The organism is Streptomyces sp. PsTaAH-124, assembly GCF_000373685.1.
GTDB lineage: Bacteria > Actinomycetota > Actinomycetes > Streptomycetales > Streptomycetaceae > Streptomyces > Streptomyces andamanensis.
The window spans coordinates 123,250-143,478 of record NZ_KB892164.1 but is presented as its reverse complement, the minus strand read 5'-3'; the positions used below and the strand labels follow the sequence as shown (position 1 = coordinate 143,478).

Sequence of the window (20,229 nt, the reverse complement as noted above, 5' to 3'; positions counted from 1 at the left end):
GTGGGCCACCGCCGCGGCCCCTCGTGCACCAGCCCCGGCCTGCCCCGGAGCGGTGCGGAAGTCGCCGGGACCGGATGTTCCCGGCCACCGGGGATCCGGCTGTCTAGGCCGCCGGGGCGTGCAGGCCGGGTGGTCCGGGGACGCAGTGGGCGGTGTAGAGGCGGACGGCGTCGTGCAGCCGGTAGCGGGTCGCTCCCCCGTCGTCGCCGGTGCCGCTGACGTGGGTGACCTGGCGGTAGAGCAGTTCGTCCAGGAGGTCCACCGCGTGCTCCCTGGACGGGGTGACGCGGGCCATCACCTCCGCGGTGCCGAAGTCTCCGCGCAGGTCGACGAGTCGGTGCAGCGGGGCGGCGATGTGCGCGGGCAGTGCCCGGTGGTAGGCGGCGACGCTGTCCTGGAGCGACAGGTCGCCGACGCGCAGGAAGCGGATCCGCTGCTCCTCGTCGGCCAGGCGGTGGGCGAGGTCGCGCAGCGAGCGGTGAGGACGGGTGGAGAGCCACAGACCGGCGATGTGCAGGGCCAGCGGCAGCCGGGCGCAGAACTCGACGACAGCGGTGGCGGCCGAGCGTTCGGCCCGGGTGCGGGCGGTACCCACGAGGTCCTCCAGCATCTGGTGGGCGTCGGCGCGCCCGAGTGCCCCCACATGGTGCGCGAACTGCCCCGGCAGCGCGGACAGTTCGCGGCGGGCGGCGACCAGCACCGCGCTGCGCACGTCGTCCACGAGCAGAGGGCGTACCTGTGCCTCGGTGTCGGCGTTGTCGAGGACGACGAGCACCCGGCGCCTGCTGAGCATGTCCCGCAGCCGTGCGCCCGCCTCCTCGGGGCCGTCCGGGGCGGGGGTGCCGCCGAGCGACCGCAGCACGCGGCGGACGAGCCGGTCGGGGGTGAGCGGGGCGGAGGCCGGCGGGTGCAGGTCGACGAAGATCTGCCCGTCCGGGAACCGGTCGCGCAGGCCGTGGGCGGCGCGCAGGATCAGGGAGGTCTTCCCGGCTCCGGGCGGTCCGACCACGACCGCGAGCCGCTGGTGGTCGGGGCGTTCACGGGCCGAGAGATGGGCGCGCAGGGAGTCGACGAGCGGCTGCCGGCCGGCCAGCCGGGGGCGGGGGGCCGCGGGGAGTTCGGCGGACAGGGCCGCGGGCCGTGGTGCGGGGCGCGGCTCGGGACGGGGGGTGCGCAGCAGGTGTCCGACCTCGCCGGGTGGCAGACCGAGGGCCTGGGCGAGCAGGCGCAGGGACTGCTTGCGGGGGCGTGCGGTGTGGCCGGTCTCCAGATTGCGGATGGCCCGGACGCTCAGCCCGGACCGGCGGGCCAGGTCCTCCTGGGTGAGGCAGGCCGCCTCCCGTGCGTCGACCAGGGTCGCCGCGAGCGCGTCCAGGGTGATGGTGTCGGTCACGTCATGCCCATCTCGTCGTGCTTGTCATGACATCTCTGGATCGGTGTGTCGTGGGGTGCGGAAGTCGGTGAGCCGGGAGGGGGAGGGCGCGCGGCCAAGGGCGGGGGGCGGCGCGGCGGTGGTTCGGCGGCGGGCGGTTCGTCAGGGTGCCGTGCGGGCGCGGCGGCGGGGGCGGGACCGGGCGTGGCGGGTCCGTACCCGCGGGGTGCCGCCGTCGCGCGCGGGGCGGGAACGGCGTGGGCAGGGATGGCGTGGACGGAGACGGCGCGGGCGTGACGGCACCGGGCCGTCGTCGGCGCGGCGCCGGGGCGCGGCCGGTGCCGTGAGGACGGGCGCGCCGGCCGGTCCGGTCGCGGCCGGGCGGGTGCCGTGCTGCTCGGCGGGCGGGGTGTGCGGCGATACGGGGGCGGGGGGCCGCCGGTGCGGGCCGGGGCGGCGGCGCGCCGACCGGTGCGACCCCGTCGCGGACGGCTCGGGGGCCGCGCGCGTGACGCGGGTTCCGGGGGTGCCGGGAGCCTCGTACGTGCCGGGGATCCCGGGGGTGCGGCCGGGCCGTGGCCGGCGGCCGCCCGCGCGGTCGCCCGGCGTCTGCCGGGCGGCGGTGCGCGAGGGGGCGGGCCGGAGGGCGAGCCATGGTTCGGCGGGCCTGCGTAAGCGGGGCACCAGCGCCTCCGTCGTTCAGAACGTGCTGCTCTTGCGGTTGCGTTCGGGCACCCGAGCGGCACGGCCGTGGCAGGCCGCGCACCGGGCGCCGATGACATCGTTGGCCGCGGCCCGCCTTCCCGGCCGCCTCAACGGCCTCCCGTTATAGCCCCCAACCCGCCATTGGTCCAGTCCAGTTGAGTGAACCACGGGTCGGCTGTGCCCCTTCGGGCACACCGGTGCACGACCGGCCGCGACAACGGATTCCCGGTGGTCGGACCTCCTTGACGCCGGGTAAAAGTCTAGGCCAAGCTCGCCGGTGAAGGTCTACACCAATCGGTGCCGGGCCCCGTTCACCGACCCGACGGTGCTGCGCAACGGGCCCCCGCCGACAGGCGTACACCGGCGCACGACCTGTAGGAGGGGGCCCTGCCGCACGTCCGCGAGGAGACCGTGCCGGCGCCGTCCCCGGCGACGACCGGGACGGTGCCGACGACCGGGCGGCCGCCCGTTCGGGGGCGCCGTTCCGGCCGGTCGCCCCACCCCGCAAGGCAAGGCTGTGAGCGCGGTCCGAGCGACGGCGCCGCGAAAGGATGACGCCCCCGATGACCATGAGTGCCACCGGCAACGAGTCCCTGTCCCGCGACGCCCTCGCGGTGCTTCAGCCGGGTTTCGCCGGCACCACGGCGCCCGACTGGGTGCACCGCAGGATCGACGAGGGCCTGGCCGCCGTCGCCCTGTTCGGACGCAATGTCGCCACCGCCGGCCAAGTGGCCGGGCTGACCGCGCGGTTGCGCGCGCAGAAGGACGATCTCCTGGTCGCGATCGACGAGGAGAGCGGTGACGTCACCCGGCTGGACGTGCGGACGGGTTCCGCCTTCCCGGGCAACCACGCGCTCGGCGCGGTCGACGACACGGACCTCACCCGGCGCGTCGCACGCGAGCTGGGCCGCCGCCTCGCGGAGTGCGGCGTCAACCTCAACTGGGCGCCGTCCGCCGACGTCAACGCCGACCCGGGCAACCCCGTCATCGGCGTACGGGCCTTCGGTGCCGACACCGACCTGGTGGCCCGGCACACCGCCGCCTATGTGCGCGGCATGCAGTCCAGCGGCGTCGCCGCCTGCACCAAGCACTTCCCCGGCCACGGCGACACCAACGTCGACTCGCACCACGCGATACCGCGCATCGACGTCGACGCCGAGACGCTGTACAAGCGCGAACTGGTGCCGTTCCGCGCCGCCATCGAGGCCGGTACCCGGGCCGTCATGAGCGCGCACATCCTGGTGCCCGCCCTCGACCCGGAGCGCCCCGGCACCCTCTCGCACCGGATCCTGATCGAGCTGCTGCGCGGTGAACTCGGCTACGACGGGCTGATCGTGACCGACGGCATCGAGATGCAGGCCATCTCGCGCGCCTACGGCCTGGAGCGCGGTGTCGTACTGGCCATCGAGGCGGGCGCGGACGCGATCTGCGTCGGCGGCGGACTGCACGACGAGGCCACCGTGCTGAACATGCGCGACGCGCTGGTCGCCGCCGTGCGCGGGGGCGAACTGTCCGAGGAGCGGCTGGCGGACGCCGCGCGGCGGGTGCGCGAGCTGGCCCACTGGACGGCGCGGGCCCGTGCGGAGGCCGAGGTCGCGGCCGACGAGGAGGTGGGGCTCGTCGCCGCCCGCCGCGCGCTGGCCGTCACCGGCGAGGCGGCCCGCGTGGACGCGCCGGTCTACGTCGCCACGTTCAACCCGGCCCCGAACATCGCCGTCGGACACGAGACGCCCTGGGGGGTCGACGCCGAGCTGGAGCGGCTGCTGCCGGGCACCACGACCGGCACCTTCACCGACGCGGAGGCCGGCCCGGACGCCGGGGCCGCGGCCCTGAAGGCGGCGGGCGGGCACCGGATCGTGGCCGTGGTGCGCGACGAGCACCGGCACCCGTGGATGCGGTCGGCCCTGGACACGCTGCTGGCCGCCCGCCCGGACACGATCGTGGTGGAGATGGGCGTCCCGCAGTCCCCCGCGCGCGGCGCCGTGCACATCGCCACGCACGGCGCGGCCCGCGTGTGCGGGGTGGCCGCCGCCGAGCGCATCGTCGCGGGCTGACCGGCACCGGCCGGTCCACCGCCGCCCGGCACACCCGGCGGCGGAACACCTCACCAGGGCGGCGCGGTACCTCCGCGCCGCCCTTCGGCGTACCGGCAGTTCCGCAGGGGCGCGGCCGGTGACCGGCACTTCACAGGCACTTGGGGGCAGCTTCGGCAGACCCGCGTTGACACCACAAATGGTCTAGTCCACCTTGGGAGGGCCTCGGTTCGACCAGCGCGCCCAACGACCCCCGCGCAGAGCCGAGTTCCGGCCGTTCGGCCCCGCACGCACCACACGCCCTGGAGTGATCCCATGCCGGAATCCGCCCCGTATCTGCATCGCGCTCCCTCGGCCCGCCCCTACTTCAGCCCGGACGGCGAGACCTACCTCGCCCAGACACCGCTGCGCGACATCGAGAAGTCCCGGCCGCTGCGCGTGCTGTCCGAGGAGGACTTCGCCTTCTGGCAGACCTACGGCTACGTCGTCGTCCGTGACGCCGTCTCGCCGGGCGCGGCCAAGAGCCTGCTGGAGTTCGCCTGGGAGTTCCAGGGCCTGGACCCGGACCGCCCCGATACCTGGTACGAGGAGCGCGAGTTCCGCTCGGACCTGGACCGCGACCTGCATGTGTACGGCTTCGTCGAGGCGTACCACCACCAGCTGCTGTGGGACAACCGGCAGGACCAGCGGGTCTACGAGGCCTTCGTGGACGTGTGGGACTGCGAGGAGCTGTGGGTCACCCTCGACCGGCTCAACCTCAACCCGCCCAACCGGGGCAACCGTTCGCGCTCGCTGATCGCCCCCACCGACGAGGGTTTCGACATCGAGCTGCACTGGGACGTCGACACCACGCTCGGTGTGCTGCCGCAGCGGGTGCAGGGCATCCTCGCCCTCAACGACACCGACGCGGCGCTCGGCGGCTTCCAGTGCGCGCCCGAGCTGTTCCGCCGGTTCGAACAGTGGCGGATCGAGCAGCCGCAGGACCGCGACCCGATCCGGCCGGCCGTCGACCGCGCCGAGTTCCCGGTGGTACGGCCCGAGCTGCGCGCCGGTGACCTGCTCATCTTCAACGGCCTGCTGGCGCACGGGGTGGCGCCCAACGTCTCCGAGCAGGGCGTGCGCGCCGCGCAGTACCTCTCCATGATGCCCGCGCTGGAGGAGCACGAGCAGCTGCGGCGCTCGCGCGTGGAGTCGTGGCGCACGCTCGGCACCCCGGACTGGAACCCGACGCTGCTCGGGGACGCCGTCCGGCCCGAGGCCGACCGGTACGGCCCGGCCACCCTGAACGGCCTGGGCCGCAAGCTGCTCGGGCTCGACTCCTGGAGCGGACGCGAGGACGCCGAGTGACCGGGCCGAGCGCACCCGAGCGGATCTGCCTGGCCCTGCCCACCAACAGGGCGTGCTCCCCCACCCTCGCGGCCGTCGCCGCCGAAGCCGCCCAAGCGGCCGGGCACTTCGGCGTCGAGGTCCACCTGCTCGTGCTCGACTCGTGCGACGAGCCGACCCGCGCCGAGCACGCCCGGGTCCTGGCCGCGCTGCCCGCCGCGCCGGGTGTGGTCACCCACCACCTCGGCGAGGAACGGCAGCGGGTCTTCCTGCGGCGCGTGATCGAACGCTCCGGATGTGCCGACGCCGACCGGCTGCTGTCGCTGCTGCTGCCGGACGACGTCTCCTACGGCGCCTGCACCGACCGGGTGTTCCTGATCGCCGCCGCCCTCGGCTGCCGCTCGGTGCACCGCAGGGACTCCGACAGCGCCTACCAGACCTTCGAGGGCGCGCCCGTCTTCCCCGTCCACCACGAGGTGGCCGCGCTGGGCCGGCCCGCCGCGCAGGTGGCGGAGCTGGTGTCCGAGACGGTGCTCGACCCGGCCCTCGCCCGGCGTCCCGTCTCCATGGCCGGTGCCTCCTTCATCGGTGAACTCTCCGTGGACATCGGGGAGATGGCCGAGCTGGACGCGGCCGTCTACCACGACGTGGTGAGCCTGTGGGCGCCCGGCCACTGGTCCGAGGAGAGCCGGCGGGAGCTGGTCGAGGAGTCCTTCCGGGGCGCCGGGACCGATCCGTTCACCGGCGACCGCTCGACGCTGACGCTCGTCGACCCCATGCGGGTCGACATGTGCAACATCGCCTTCAGCAGCGCCGTGTACGAACGGGTGCCGCTGCCCCCGGCCACCCGCACCATCGGCAGCGACTACTTCCTCATCCACCTGGTGCACGACGCCACCCTGCCCGGGGTGCTGCACAACCGGCACATCGAGAACTTCTACACCCCGGAGCGGCGCACGGACGCCGGATTCCACGCCTACCAGACGCGGTTCGTGAAGTTCCTGCTGTCCATGCTCTACTTCCACTTCGTCTACGAGCGGATGGCCGCCGCGGGCCCCGCCCTGCTCGACGACGACCAGCAGGTCCGGCCCGAGGCGGTCGCCGGACTGCTGCGCGAGAGCACGCGCCTGGACCGGGACGAGAACCGCTGGCGCCTGGACCGCGTGGACACCGCCTACCGCAAACTCGGCGGCCGGTACGCGCAGTTCGCCGAGTCGCTGAGCACACGGCGTGAGCTGCTGCTCGACGAGGCCGTGCGCGACATCGAGGAGTTCGCCCTGCTGACCGACTCCTGGGCGGCGCTCGCGCGCGCGGCCCGCGAGGACGCGGCCGGGCCCGACGGGACCGGGAGCACCAGCGGGTGAGCACGGACGACATACCGGCGCGGCTGGCCCGCGCCCTGGCCGCCGCGGACTCGGACCGCCTCGTCTACGACCTCGCCGGGATCAGGGACCAGTACCGGCGCCTGCTGGCCGAACTCCCCGGTGTACGCGTGCGCTTCGCGGTGAAGGCGTGCCCGGTCGACGAGGTGCTGGACTGCCTCGCCCGGGAGGGCGCCGGATTCGACGCGGCGAGCCCCGCCGAGATCGAGCAGGGCCTCGCCCGGGGCGTGCCCCCGGAGCGGATCCACTACGGCAACACCGTGAAGTCCGACGCGGCCGTCGCCGAGGCGTACCGCCTGGGTGTGCGCACCTTCGCCACCGACAGCGTCCAGGACGTGGCGGCCCTCGCCGCGCACGCCCCCGGCTCCCGTGTCTTCTGCCGGCTGTCCACCACCGGCCAGGGCGCGCTGTGGGGGCTGAGCCGCAAGTTCGGCTGCTCGGCCGAGGACGCGGTGCGGGTGCTGGAGACGGCCCGCGCGGCGGGTCTCGTCCCCGCCGGGCTGTCCGTGCACGTCGGCTCGCAGCAGATGACGGCGGAGGCGTGGCGGGACGCGTTCGACACCCTCGCCGACGTACTGACGGCGCTCGCCGCGCGGGGCATCGTGCCCGGTCTCGTCAACCTGGGCGGCGGGCTGCCCGCGCTCGGCTATCTCGACCGGCACGGCCAGCGGCTCGACCCGCCCCTGGACAAGATGTTCGCCGTCGTCCGGGAGGGCATGGAGCGGCTGCGCGAGAGCAGTCCCGTGCCCCTGGACTTCGTCATGGAGCCCGGCCGGCACCTGGTCGCCGACCACGGCGCGGTCCGCGCGCACGTGTACCGGCTGACCACCCGGCGGCAGCCCGGCGGCGCCACCGCCCGCTGGCTCTACCTCAGTTGCGGCAAGTTCAACGGCCTCTACGAGATGGACCAGCTCTGCCACCGGCTGGTCTTCCCCGGCCGCACCGGCGCTCCGCTGGTGCCCGCGGTGGTCGCGGGCCCGACGTGCGACAGCGACGACACCTACGGCGCGGACGGCCACCGGAGCCCGGTGCCGGAGGACCTCGCCTCCGGCGACCCGGTCTGGATCCTGTCCGCCGGTGCCTACGCCACCAGCTACATGACCCAGGGCTTCAACGGCTTCCGCCCGCTGGACTGCGCCACGACGGACACCGCGCCGGACACCGCGCCGGACGCCCCGGCGGACACGACGGCGGACACGCTGGCGTACGCCGTGCCGGGCACCTGGGTGGCGGCCGGGCCGGAGGGGACGGACTGACGTGGACCACGCACCGCGCGTCCGCGCCCTCGCCGACGCCGACTGGCCGCGGGTCGCCGCCCTGGAGGCGGCGGCCTACGCCGGAAGCGGCCTCACCGAGGGGCAGGCCGCGCTGGAGTCCCGGGGCCGCGTCTCGCCCGGCACCTGCTTCGTGCTCGACCTGGGCGACCGGCTCGGCGGGTACGTCCTGGCCCTGCCCTACCCGGAGTCGGCCTTCCCCGACCTGGCCGCACCGGAGCGGGCCGCCCACCGCACCGCCAACCTGCATCTGCACGACCTGGTCGTGGACGAGCGCCTGCGCGGCCGGGGCCTGGGCGCCCGGCTGGCCGGGCATCTCACCGCCGTCGCGGCGGACCGGGGCTTCGAACGGATGTCGCTGGTCGCCGTCGCCGGACTCGAAGGCTTCTGGCGCGGGCTCGGCTACCGGGCGCACCGCGACATCGAGGTGCCGTCCGGCTACGGCCCCCACGCGCTGTACATGTCCACCAGGGTGCCTGTGCGCGGCCCCTCCAACAGGAAGAAGCGGGCCGATGACGGTGCTCCGCGTCCGTGACGAGTCGGCCCGCGCCAAGTGGGCCGTCGCGGCACTGTTCTGTTTCCTCGGCTTCCAGTACGCCACCTGGACGAGCCGGCTGCCCGCCCTCAAGAGCCGGCTCGACCTGTCCGAACAGGAGCTGGGCCTGCTGCTGATGGCCTGCGGGGTGGGCGCGGCGGTGTCCTTCCCGCTGGTCTCGTACCTCATGCGGCGGCTCGGCTCGCGGCGGCTGTCGCTGCTGTCCGGGCTGTGCCTGGCGGTGCTGCTCGCGGCCCTGTCGAAGGCGCCGGACTACCCCGTGGCGCTGGTGATCATCTGCGCCGACGGGGTGGCCGTCGGCGCGCTGAACGTGGCCATGAACGCCCAGGGCGCCGCGCTGGAGAAGCGGTTCCGGCGCACGGTGATGTCCCAGTTGCACGCGACCTTCAGCGCGGGCCTGCTGGGCGCCGCGCTGCTGGCCTCCGGGGTGAACCTGGTGACCTCGGCCGTCACGGCGCACTTCGCCGTGGCGTTCGTGCTGCTGCTGGTGCTGCTGGCCTGCGCGCGGCGCGGTCTGCTCGACGAGCCCGAACCGGCCGCGGGGACGGCACCTCAGGAGACCGGTGCGGCCGAGGGCGCGGACGCGGCGGCGGACGCGCCCGCCGGGCGGCGCCGCAAGGGCCTGAGCCTGCCCGGACGCGCGACCCTGTGGATGGGCTGCGCGATGGTGTTCGGCACCATCACCGAGGGGGCCATGAACGACTGGTCCGCGCTCTACATGAAGGACATCGCCAAGGCGTCGGCGACCGTGGCACCCCTGGGCATCGCCGTCGTCTCGGTCATGATGCTGCTGGCCCGTGTCTTCGCCGACCGCTGGCGCACCCGCTGGGGCGACGGCCGCGTGGTCGTCTGCGGGAGCGCCGTGGCGGGCGTCGGACTGGCCCTGGCGCTGCTGGCCGGCGGTGTCGTGCCGACCCTGCTCGGCTTCGCCTGCGTGGGCCTGGGCGCCGCCGCCGTCACCCCGTGCGTGTACGTGGCCGCCGCCGCGGGCGGTTCGGACGCGCTCGCGCTGGTGGCGGCCATGGGCACCACCGGTCTGCTGATCGGGCCCGCCCTGATCGGCTTCATCGCGGGCTGGGGCGGTCTGGTGGTCGGCATGTCCGCCGTGGCGGTCTCGGCGCTGATCGTCTCTCTCGCGGGCACCCGGATCAGCTGGAGCACCCACGCCCCGGCCGCCCCGGCGGCGGCTGCGGACGACCGGGCGGCCGGGGACCGCCCGGTGGCCGGGGAGCCGCGGGCGGCCGAGGAGCGGCCGGTCGCCGAGGGCCTCACTCCCTGAGTGTCGTCGCGGTCGGCCGGCGGGACGCGCCGGTCGCACCGCGCACGCCGCTCAGCGGACGCAGCCGGTAGGTGTAGTGGTAGTCGCGGTCGGCGAGCAGCTTGTACTCGTCGTGGGTGTGCGCGCCCCAGCTGTTGTCGCCGCCCACGCCCATCTGGCGGTGGTTCAGCCGCAGGACGACCTCCTCGCGCGCGGTGAGCTGGTAGTCGTGGCGCGCGCCGAGCGACAGGTCCTCCGGGGTGAAGTGCGAGGCGTTGAACTCCAGCAGCGGTTCGCCGGAGGCGAGCAGGCCGTTGCCGTCGCCGTCGGTCAGCGCGACCCAGCGGATGTCGGTCTTGTTGCCGTTCTCCTGCGGGCGGATGTACGGGGTCCACTGGCCGGACACGGTCCCGGAGTACAGCCCGACGTCGGTGCCGTCGTTGCGGTCCCAGTGGTTCTCCTCGGGGCCGCGCCCGTAGTAGTGGAGGTGCTCCAGGCGGCCCGGCAGGAGCAGCAGCGTGCCGACCTCCGGCAGGTAGGGCAGGCTCGCCGCGCCCGGGTGCAGGGTGTTGTCCACCTTGATCTCGGCGTTGCCGAACACGGTGTACGTCGTGGTGTAGGCCGAGGCGACGGTGGTGGGCAGGGTGCCGGTGACCGCGATCTCCACGGCCCGCTCGCCCAGGGTCCGTACGGCGACGCCGGTCACCGTGCGGCGGGCGCCCGCGTCGCGCCAGGTCTGGTTGCGGGTGTGCTGGCCGTTGCCGCGGTCGTTGTCGGTGGGGGCCCGCCAGAAGTTCGGTACGGGTCCCGAGGTGATCAGGCGGCGGCCGCGGGCCTCGTAGGAGGTGATGACGCCGGTGCTCCGGTCGACGGTCACGGAGAAGTCCCGGCCGGTGACGGTGATCGTGCGTCCGTCGTCCCGGTGGCGCAGGGCCGGGACGCTCTCCAGCGGCCGCGGGGTGACGGCCGGGCTGCCCGCGTCGACGGGGAGCTGTGCCTTGGCCACCTCGAACCCGGCGTCCGCCCATGGGGTGGATTCCCTTGTGGTGAAGGAGAGTTCGAGGAAGTACTCGGTGCCCGGGGCGGGTGCGGCGGGCAGGACGAGGGGCACGGTGATGTCCTTGCGGGACAGCGGGGCCACGTCGAGCTGCGCGCGGGTCAGCCTGCCGCGGCGCACCGCCTTCCCGTCCGCCACCAGCGTCCAACCCGCGTCGAATTCGCGGAGGTTGGTGAACAGGTACTCGTTGGTGAGAGTGAGCGCCCCGGAGGAAAGGGCCCCGGAGGCGCGCGCCCCGGCGCCCGCGGCCGGGCTCACGCCGATCGCCTGGTAGATCCGCTTGACCTCGGCCGCCTTGCCGGTGTGGCCGCGGTCGGCGGTGACGATCCCGTCGGCCTGGAAGTTGCCGTCGTTCGGGTTGTCCCCCCAGTCGCCGCCGTAGGCGAGGAACGTCCGCTCCCCGGGCCGCTCGCGGCGCACCCCGGCGGTGGCGGCGTCGAACCAGAACCGTACGCCCTCGTCGCCCGGTGTGCGCGCGTCCAAGGCGAGTTCGGCCGCGCTCAGGGCACGCGCGTACACCCGGGCCCGGCGGATGGTGCCGCTGAACGCGCGGGTCGGGTTGTCCACGTCGCCGCCGAGCGCGAGCGGCGCCGTGGTGGAGCCGGGCCGCACGGTGGTGGCCCGGGTGGCGCGGGCCGCGCCGTCGGCGTACAGGGTGAGGGTGCCGGCCCGGTCGTCGAAGACACCGGCGACGTGGTGCTCGGTCCCGGTCCAGCCGTCCGGCAGTTCCCAGCTCGCGGTGATCCACTGCCCGGCGGCGTGGATGAAGAACTCCAGCCGGGAGTCGGTCTGTTTCAGCGCGTACTGGGTGTCGCCCTTGGCGATCAGCGGCTGGTGGTAGCCGGTCACGCGCGGGGTGATCCACGCCTCCAGGGTGAGGGAGCCGGTGAGGTCGAGGCGGTCGTCGCGGGCGAAGACGGTGGTGCCGGAGACGCCCTCGCCGCGGGTGAAGCCCGCGTGGGCCGGCAGCACCTCACCGGTGAGCCCGGCGGGTCCCGTCTCGGTCAGCGAAGTGCGTTCAGGGGTGGGCCAGTTGAGGCCCTGGTCGACGAAGTCCCAGATCCAGCCGCCCTGGAGCACGTCGTGGCGGCGGACGATGTCCCAGTACTTCTTGAGGTTGCCGTTCGAGTTCCCCATCGCGTGGCAATACTCGATCATCACGTACGGCCGGGTGTCGCCCGTGTCCGCCGCGCGCTGCTCGACCCGGGCGGGGCTCTCGTACATGGCGGAGCGGATGTCGCTGATCCCCGGCCGGTCGTCGCCCTCGTACTGGATGACCCGGGTGGTGTCGTAGGAGCGGATCCAGTCGTGCATGGCGACGAAGGTGCTGCCGCCGCCCGCCTCGTTGCCCAGGGACCAGATGACGGCGCAGGCGTGGTTCTTGTCGCGGTGCACCATGTTCTGCGCGCGGGCGACGCAGGCACGGGTCCAGTCGGCGTGGTCGCCGGGGAACCGGTCGCGGATACCGTGTGTCTCCAGGTTGGTCTCGCCCACCAGGTACAGCCCGTACTCGTCGGCCAGTTCGAGCCAGTGCGGGTTGTTGGGGTAGTGCGAGGTGCGGACGCTGTTCATGTTCAGCCGCTTGATGGTCCGGATGTCCTCGGCCATGTCCGCGCGGGTCAGTGCCGTGCCGCGGTCGGGGTGCATCTCGTGGCGGTTGGTGCCGCGCAGGGAGACGGGCCTGCCGTTGATGCGCATCAGCCCGTCCCGCAGGGCGAACTCGCGCAGGCCCACCCGGTGCGAGAGGGTCTCGGTCACCTTGCCCGCCGGATCGCGCAGCCGCAGCACGGCGGTGTACAGCTCGGGGTGCTCGGCCGACCACAGCCGGGGCGCGGGGACGGTCCGGGAGGCGTGCACCGTCACGTCCTGTCCGGCGGGCACCGAGCCGAGGTCCGCGCTCTGCTCCAGCGGGCGCGGCCAGACGGCGTGTCCGCGCGGGTCGTACAGCTGGGTCTCCACGGTGTACCGGCCCTCGTGCGCGCCGCCGTAGGCCCGTACGCTCGCGGTCACCGCCAGGTCGGCGGCGGTGTACCCGTCGCGCAGCGGGGTCTCCAGCCTGAAGTCACGCAGATGGACGTCGGGCGTGGAGTACAGGTAGACCGAGCGGAAGATCCCGCTCACCCGGATCATGTCCTGGTCCTCCAGCCAGTCGCCGTCCGAGTAGCGGTACACCTCGACGGCGATCTGGTTGGTGCCCGGCTCCAGGTACGGCGTGATGTCGTACTCGGCGGGGGTGTACGAGTCCTCGTGGTAGCCCGCCGGCTTGCCGTTGATCCACACGTAGTGCGCGGACTTGACCCCTTCGAAGTGCAGGAACGTCCGCCGCCCCGCCCAGTCGCGCGGCACGGTGAAGGTGCGCCGGTAGCGGCCCACGGGGTTGTAGCGGGTGGGCGCGGCGGGCGGCTGCGGCTCCTCGCCCAGGCCGTTGGCTCCCCAGTAGGGGTAGGTGATGTTGACGTAGATCGGGAAGTCGTGGCCGTGCGTCTGCCACACCGAGGGGACAGGGAGGGTGTCCCAGGAGGAGTCGTCCAGGTCGGTGCGGTAGAAGGTGTCGTCGCCCTGGTCGGGGCGGGCGGACCAGGAGAAGCGCCAGGTCCCGTCGAGGCTCTGCCGGTAGGGGGAGCGGGTGCGGTCGGCCCTGAGCGCCTGGTCCGTGCCGGCGTAGGGCATGAGCGTGGTGTGCGGGGGCTCGGTCCCGAGCCGGAAGACGTCGATGTGACCGTTCCACTCCGCGCCGGTGGCCGTCGGCCCGTCGGCGGCGGCCGCGGACGCCGGGCCCGGGAGCGCGGGCACGGCGAAGGCTCCGAGGACCGCGGCTCCCGCTCCGATCAGACGGCGGCGGCTGACGACCGGCCGGGCGGGACCGTGCGCGGCGGGCGGGTGCGGGTGCTGCATGACCATGGCCTTCCTCGATGCTGGACAGTGCGCCGCCGTGGGGAGCGGAGCGCCGGCAACTGTCCGATGCTGTTGGTAAACCGAACACGAGCTTTCGTCGGTCGCCGGGTCGGCGACAGGAGCGATGTCGGTATGTCGAACGGAAGTTGACGCCGGTACAGATCGCTGACGCTGGTGGCAGAGGGGGCTGTGGAACCAGGCACACCCTAGGACCCGGACGCAACCGAGGCAATGATGCTGTCGGACTGTGTTCGTTCTTGGTGAACGGCCGGAAGCGTATCGGCCCACCTCACCACGGTGTCCGGATAATGAGACAGCGTTGCCGCATATTGATACATGGTATTTACATGCGTCTTATGCGCAGCCCAGACACCCCGACCGCCCCCACCGGTACCCCCACGCCCCCGGCCGGGACCTCCCCTGCCGACCGCGCCGCCCGCCGGGCCGTCACCGTCTTCCCCGTCCTCGTCATCGCCGCGGGCGCCGCCGGTCTCGCCTTCCCCGGCACCTTCGCCGGATACGGCACCGACGTGCCCTATCTGCTCGGCGTGATCATGTTCTGCATGGGGCTCACCATGTCCCTGGAGGACTTCAAGGGCGTGGCGCGACGGCCCTGGGTGGTCCTGCTCGGCCTGGCCGCCCACTACGTGATCATGCCGGGACTCGGCTGGCTGATCGCGCACCTGCTGCACCTGTCGCCCGCGCTCGCCGCCGGTGTCATCCTCGTCGGCTGCGCGCCCAGCGGCACCGCCTCCAACGTGGTCACCTACCTGGCCCGCGGCGACGTGGCCCTGTCGGTCTCCGTGGCGACCGTCTCCACCGTGCTGGCCCCGTTGCTGACCCCGCCGCTCACCCTGCTGCTCGCGGGCCAGTACCTGCCCGTCGACGCGGGCTCGATGGTGACCGACATCCTCAAGACGGTGCTGCTGCCCGTGCTCGGCGGTGTGGTGGTGCGCCTGGTCGCCGGGCGGTACATCGGCCGGGTGCTCGGCGCCATGCCCTGGCTGTCCTCGCTGGCCATCGCCGCGATCGTCGCGGTGGTCGTCGCGGGCAGCGCGCACGCCCTGAAGTCCGCCGCCCTGACCGTCCTGCTGGCGGTCGTGCTGCACAACGGCTGCGGGCTCGCCCTCGGCTACGGCTGCGGCCGGCTCACCCGGCTCGGCCGCCCCGCCTCCCGCGCGATGGCCTTCGAGGTCGGCATGCAGAACTCCGGCCTCGCCGCCTCGCTCGCCACCGCCCACTTCAGCCCGCTGGCCGCCCTGCCCGCCGCCGTCTTCTCCGTCTGGCACAACATCTCCGGCGCGCTGGTCGCCGCCTGGATGGCCCGGCGCACTCCCCGCGCCGCGGACGCCGCCGAAGGGTGAGCCCCGGCGGGTTCAGCCCATCTTCCGGTCGAACCAGACGGTCACGAACGTGGGCAGCAGCCCCGCCCAGAACAGGAACTCGGGCACGGCGCGCTCCGTCCACGGCACCTGGGTGAGCAGCAGGGCGCAGACCATCGCCCAGGCGGCCTGGCCCAGGACGATCCGCGGCCACAGACGGCGGCGGACCAGCGAGAGCAGATTGATCCGGACGCCCGCGCGCAGCCTGCGGTAGCGCAGCAGCGCGCCCACGCCCCAGATCACCGCCATCGGAACGAGGTCCCACAGCCGCTGCCCCGGCGAGAGGGGCAGCGCGCGGGAGGTGTCCGAGGAGAACAGCCCGACACCGGCGCCGGAGAGCGCCACGCAGAGCAGGGCGAGCCAGCGGGTCCCGCGCAGCAGGCGGTAGGAGGCGTGGTCCAGGCCCTGCCGCATGGCGGCCGAGCCGGGGGTGACGGCGAGCGCGTCCGCGTACAGGGCGGCTGCCTCGGCGGCCCTGACACCGGCCGCGCTCGCCACCTTGCGGGTGCGCCTGGCCAGCGCCTCCGGGTGCTGCGGGTCGAGCCGCAGGATCGCCCGGTCCAGCGCGTCGGCGGCGGCCGTATCGCCCGACAGCCGGGCGATCAGCTGGGCGACCTCATGGGCGTACACCTCTTCCGGGCCCAGCCGCAGCGCCTCGCGCGCGAGGGCGGCCGGCTCCGCCGCCAGTTCGGTCAGGTCCCGCGCCTCCAGCTGTCCGCCCCTGGCCTGGCCGCGGCGGACCAGGCGGGCCCGGAAGACGAGGTCGGCGAGCCGGGCGTACGGGTACCAGTGGTGCGGGGCGAGGCGCACCGCCGCGCGCAGCGCCTCCTCGGCCTCCTCGAAGCGGCCGTCGACGTGCCGCAGCACGGTGCCGCGCAGGATCAGCGCGTCGACGTACTGCGGGTCGGCGCCGAGCGCCTCGTCGCAGGCGTCGAGGGCTTCGCGGTACCGCTGGAGGGCGTGGCGGGCGCGGCCGAGCAGCAGCCAGGCGCGGGCGTCGTCGGGGTGCTCGGCGAGATGGCCGCCCAGCAGGGCGGCGGCCTCCTCGTACCGCCCGAGGCCCAGGAGCCCGTCGGCCCGGCCGAGCGCCGGGTGCGCGGTGGTCACGGCCGGGCCACCCCCTTCCGGACGGCGGTCACAGCTTGCGCTTCTTCTTCAGATAGGCGACCAGGTCGTCGTACATGCCGCCCTCGTTGGCGAACATGGCCACGTTGCGGGCCGAGGCGAACCAGGGGCCGGTGGAAGGCACCACGTCCTGGGCCGCGGCCAGCAGGTCCTTCGTGCCGATCATGCGGACGGTGCCGGTGCGCGCGGAGTCGAGCAGGGCGCGCTCGGCGGCGGCCTCGCACACATGGGCGAGGTCGGCCCCGGAGAAGCCGTCGGTGGCCTTGGCCAGACGGCCCAGGTCGATGTTCTCGACGGGGCGGTCGCGCAGGTGGTAGCGGAGGACCGCCTCGCGGGCCGGGGCGTCGGGCGGCAGGACGAGCAGGGTGCGGTCCAGGCGTCCGGGGCGGCGCAGGGCGAGGTCCACGTCCCAGGGGACGTTGGTCGCGGCGAGCACGAACACCCCTTCGTTGGCCGCCGAGTCGATGCCGTCCAGCTCGGTGAGCAACTGGTTGACGGTGTTGCGCATGCCGCTGTGCGCGGTACGGCTGCGCTTGGCGCCGAGCGCGTCGAGTTCGTCGAGGAAGACCACGCAGGGCGCCTGGCGGCGGGCCGTCTCGAAGATCTCGTGCATGTTGCGCTCGGAGTTGCCGACCCACATGTCCAGGACGTCGTTGACGGACACGGACAGGAAGCCCGCGCCGAGTTCACCGGCGACCGCGCGGGCGATGAAGGTCTTTCCACAGCCGGGCGGCCCGTACAGCAGCAGTCCGCCGCGCAGGCTCTTGCCGTAGAGCCTGCGCAGTTCGGGGTTGCGCATGGGGGCGAGGAAGGCCGCCTCCAGCCGGTCCTTGACCTCCCGCATCCCGCCGACGTCGGCGAGCCGCACCGTGCCGGGCGCGTCCACGTCCCAGGCGTCGGCGCCGCCCGGTGCGTCCTGCCCGTCGGCGGCCAGCGGGGTCTCGGTGAAGCGCGGCGGCACGATGTCGCCGACCTGCTCCTCGGCGGCCCGCCAGTCGAAGCCCTCCGGGGCGGGCGGCCGGGGCCCGCGCGGAGCGGCGGACTCCTGCGCGGGGGCGGCCGGGAACCCGGGGGCGGCCGGAGGCTCGGGCGTGGCCGGGGGCTCGGCAGCGGGCGGAGGCTCGGCAGCGGGCGCGGATGCGGATGGGGACTGCTGGGGCATGCCCATGGCGCGTGCCATCAGCTCCCGGGCCTGCGCGTCGCCGGGCGCGTGCTGGAGGGCCGCGGCGACCTCGGCGACCGCCGCGTCGGACCGGCCCGCGCCGAGGAGGAGTTCGGCCAGGTGCAGGCGCAGGGGTACGTCCGCGGGTGCCGCCGCGACGGCCGATCGCAGGCTCTGGATCAAGGGAGAGTCTTCCGCCATGGCGTCCAGCCTACGGAGGCCGTGATCAACGCCCGCGCCCCGCCCCCGGGTCCGCTCCCGGCCCGCCCCCGCGAACTTTGCTTCAGCGTACACGTAGATGCATAATGTGCTTATGCATAAGCGGGTTATGGACCAGCCGGAGGCGGACGCGACCGCCGAGGACCTGATGAACGCCGTGGAGCAGATGGTCCGGTACGTGCGCCAGAGCGCCACGGCCGGCGGTCTGAGCACCGCGGCCTCCATGGCGCTCGGGCGGCTGGGCCGCGAGGGGCCGCAGCGGCTCACCGAACTCGCCCGCGCCGAGAACGCCTCGCAGCCCAACATGACCCAGCTCGTCACCCGTCTGGAGCGCGCGGGCCTGGTGCGGCGCACCGCCGACCGGACCGACGGCCGGGGCGTCCTGGTGGAGGCCACCGAGATGGGCCTGGAGGTCTACCGGCAGCGGCGGGCCGAGCGGATGCATGCCCTGGAGCGGCTCGTCGGAGAACTGACCGGGCCCGAGCAGCACGCGGTGCGCGTCGCCCTGCCCGCGCTGGCCCGCGCCGTCCAGGACCGGCCCGCGCCCTCCTGACACACGCCTTCCTGACACACGCCTCCCCGGCCTGCGCCGGACCGGCGCCTGCCCCGGACCGCCCCGTGCCGTACGGGTGCGGCGCACCCGCCCCCGTGCCGCCACAGCGGCGGCCCGCCCCGCCGGGCCCCGAGAGCGTTCCGTCCCGACACACCCGAGTGGAGAGAAGCGGTAATGAGTGCACCGCACGGAAAGACGGCCAGCCCGTTCCGGCAGCCGAAGGCCGTCTGGGCCGTGGCGTTCGCCTGCGTGATCTCGTTCATGGGGATCGGCCTGGTCGACCCGATCCTGCCCGCCCTGGCGGACAGCCTGCACGCCACGCCGAGCCAGGTCTCGCTGCTGTTCAGCAGCTATCTGATCGTCACCGCCGTGGCGATGCTGTTCGTCGGCTGGTTCTCCAGCCGCTTCGGCGCCAAGCGCACCCTCGTCATAGGTCTGGCCGTCATCGTCGTCTTCGCGGCGCTGGCCGGCTGCACCGGCTCCATCGACGGCATCGTCGGCTTCCGAGCCGGCTGGGGCCTCGGCAACGCCCTGTTCATCGCGACCTCGCTGGCCGTGATCGTCGCCTCCGCCAGCGGCGGATTCACGGGCGCGATCATCCTGTACGAGACCGCGCTCGGCCTCGGCATCGCGGTCGGCCCGCTGCTCGGCGGCGAGTTGGGCGCCGTCAGCTGGCGCGGCCCGTTCTTCGGCGTGGCCGTCCTCATGGCCGTCGCGCTGGTCGCCACCCTCGTCCTCGTGCCCTCGCTGCCCAAGCCGAAGCGGCCCACCTCGCCGCTCGCCCCGCTCAGGGCGCTGCGCCACCGAGGGCTGCTGACCATGGGCATCATGGCCCTGCTGTACAACTGGGGCTTCTTCACGATGCTCGGCTACGCGCCGTACCCGATGAAGCTGAGCGCCCATGAACTCGGGCTCGTCTTCACCGGCTGGGGCCTGCTGGTCGCCGCGTTCAGCGTCTTCTTCGCGCCCCGCCTCCAGGCGCGGTACGGCACCGCCCCGGTCCTGTACGCCAACCTGCTGGGCCTCGGCATCGTGATGGCGGTCATCGCGGCCGGGGTGTCCACCCCCACCGTGGTCATCGTCGCGGTCATCGTCAGCGGCGCGTTCATCGGCATCAACAACACCCTGACCACCCAGGCGGTCATGCTCGTCTCGCCGGTCGAGCGCCCCGTGGCCTCCTCCGCGTACGGCTTCCTGCGCTTCATCGGCGGCGGCCTGGCACCCTACGTCGCCGGGAAGCTGGCCGACGCCACCGACCTCAGCGTCCCCTTCTACCTGGGCGCCGCCACCTTCCTGCTCGCCATCCCGGTTCTCGCCAGCGGACACGGACTGCTGCGCCGGGCCGAGGCGCACACCGGTGACGGCGAGCCCGTCGCCCCGGCGCTCACCCCCGTGGGCGCACCGGCCGCGGCCGGTACCCGGCCGGTCGTCGTCGCCGTCGGCGCCCATGACGGGGCCGCCGCCGTCGTCGACGCCGCCGCCCGCATCGCCCGCGACACCGGCAGCCCGCTGGAGGTCGTGCACGTCGAGGAGACGGCCGTGGTGGAGGAGCAGGCCGTCGACACCGAGTCCGACGAGCGGGCGCGGGCCACGGTCACCGCCCACCTCGACCGGCTCGCCGCCCAGGGCGTCGCTGCCTCCGGCCAGATCCTGACCGGCGTCGGCGACCACGCCGCCGCGGGCCGCGCCCTGGCCCGGCACGCCGCCGGAGTCGGGGCGCGCGCGGTCGCCGTGGGCCGCTCGCCGCGCGGGCCGCTCGCGCAGTTCGCCGACGGCAGCTTCACCGCCGCCCTCACCCGCGCCGCCGAGTGCACGGTCGTCCTCGTCGACGCCGACAGCGCTCCCCGGAAGCTGACCGAGGACACGCTGAGCGAACTGCGCGACAGCGTGGTCTGACCCGGCCGGTCCGGTACCGCACGGGCCGCGGCGC

General features: G+C 74.2%; 13 protein-coding genes. 9 read left to right on the top strand and 4 right to left on the bottom strand.

Features of this window, described 5'->3' with window-relative positions:
* Positions 1-103 precede the first annotated feature (103 nt).
* Positions 104-1,393, bottom strand: a complete 1,290-nt coding sequence (locus B086_RS0111465; RefSeq protein WP_018566551.1) for an AAA family ATPase — start codon at positions 1,391-1,393, stop codon at positions 104-106.
* A gap of 1,247 nt (positions 1,394-2,640) precedes the next feature.
* Here B086_RS0111465 and B086_RS0111460 point away from each other — a divergent pair.
* From B086_RS0111460 to B086_RS0111435, 6 genes are all read left to right on the top strand, one after another.
* Entirely contained in the window at positions 2,641-4,131 is a 1,491-nt protein-coding gene (locus B086_RS0111460; RefSeq protein ID WP_018566550.1) for a glycoside hydrolase family 3 protein, read from the top strand.
* A gap of 294 nt (positions 4,132-4,425) precedes the next feature.
* Positions 4,426-5,457 (top strand): phytanoyl-CoA dioxygenase family protein, encoded by a 1,032-nt coding sequence (locus tag B086_RS0111455; RefSeq protein WP_018566549.1) that lies wholly within the window; start codon positions 4,426-4,428, stop codon positions 5,455-5,457.
* Positions 5,454-6,800 carry a DUF6271 family protein gene (locus B086_RS0111450; RefSeq protein ID WP_018566548.1) on the top strand — a complete coding sequence of 449 codons (1,347 nt, stop codon included), beginning with the start codon at positions 5,454-5,456 and terminating at the stop codon, positions 6,798-6,800. Before B086_RS0111455 ends, B086_RS0111450 begins: the two co-directional genes overlap by 4 nt.
* The gene (locus tag B086_RS0111445) at positions 6,797-8,074 is read left to right on the top strand and encodes a type III PLP-dependent enzyme (RefSeq protein ID WP_018566547.1); all 1,278 of its coding nucleotides are present in this window, start codon (positions 6,797-6,799) and stop codon (positions 8,072-8,074) included. Before B086_RS0111450 ends, B086_RS0111445 begins: the two co-directional genes overlap by 4 nt.
* 1 nt (position 8,075) lies before the next feature.
* A complete protein-coding gene (locus B086_RS0111440; protein ID WP_018566546.1) occupies positions 8,076-8,627 on the top strand; it encodes a GNAT family N-acetyltransferase in 552 nt (183 codons plus the stop codon).
* Positions 8,605-9,927 (top strand): MFS transporter, encoded by a 1,323-nt coding sequence (locus B086_RS0111435; RefSeq protein ID WP_018566545.1) that lies wholly within the window; start codon positions 8,605-8,607, stop codon positions 9,925-9,927. Before B086_RS0111440 ends, B086_RS0111435 begins: the two co-directional genes overlap by 23 nt.
* Here the strand turns inward: B086_RS0111435 and B086_RS0111430 are convergent.
* Positions 9,917-13,858: a glycoside hydrolase family 2 TIM barrel-domain containing protein gene (locus B086_RS0111430; RefSeq protein ID WP_037873305.1), complete on the bottom strand. Its 3,942-nt coding sequence runs from the start codon at positions 13,856-13,858 to the stop codon at positions 9,917-9,919. The two genes, B086_RS0111435 and B086_RS0111430, sit on opposite strands and share 11 nt — an antisense overlap.
* 356 nt (positions 13,859-14,214) lie before the next feature.
* Here B086_RS0111430 and B086_RS0111425 point away from each other — a divergent pair, with 356 nt between their 5' ends.
* Positions 14,215-15,222, top strand: coding sequence for a bile acid:sodium symporter family protein (locus B086_RS0111425; RefSeq protein ID WP_018566543.1), 1,008 nt, complete (start codon positions 14,215-14,217; stop codon positions 15,220-15,222).
* 12 nt (positions 15,223-15,234) lie between these two features.
* On the opposite strand, the gene B086_RS0111420 is transcribed toward B086_RS0111425, so the two are convergent.
* Positions 15,235-16,347: a tetratricopeptide repeat protein gene (locus tag B086_RS0111420; protein WP_018566542.1), complete on the bottom strand. Its 1,113-nt coding sequence runs from the start codon at positions 16,345-16,347 to the stop codon at positions 15,235-15,237.
* 28 nt (positions 16,348-16,375) lie between these two features.
* The gene (locus tag B086_RS0111415) at positions 16,376-17,728 is read right to left on the bottom strand and encodes an ATP-binding protein (protein ID WP_026252320.1); all 1,353 of its coding nucleotides are present in this window, start codon (positions 17,726-17,728) and stop codon (positions 16,376-16,378) included.
* 112 nt (positions 17,729-17,840) lie between these two features.
* Here B086_RS0111415 and B086_RS0111410 point away from each other — a divergent pair, with 112 nt between their 5' ends.
* A complete protein-coding gene (locus B086_RS0111410) occupies positions 17,841-18,299 on the top strand; it encodes a MarR family winged helix-turn-helix transcriptional regulator (RefSeq protein ID WP_078531057.1) in 459 nt (152 codons plus the stop codon).
* A gap of 174 nt (positions 18,300-18,473) precedes the next feature.
* Positions 18,474-20,195 (top strand): MFS transporter, encoded by a 1,722-nt coding sequence (locus B086_RS0111405; RefSeq protein ID WP_018566539.1) that lies wholly within the window; start codon positions 18,474-18,476, stop codon positions 20,193-20,195.
* The last annotated feature ends 34 nt before the right edge of the window (positions 20,196-20,229 follow it).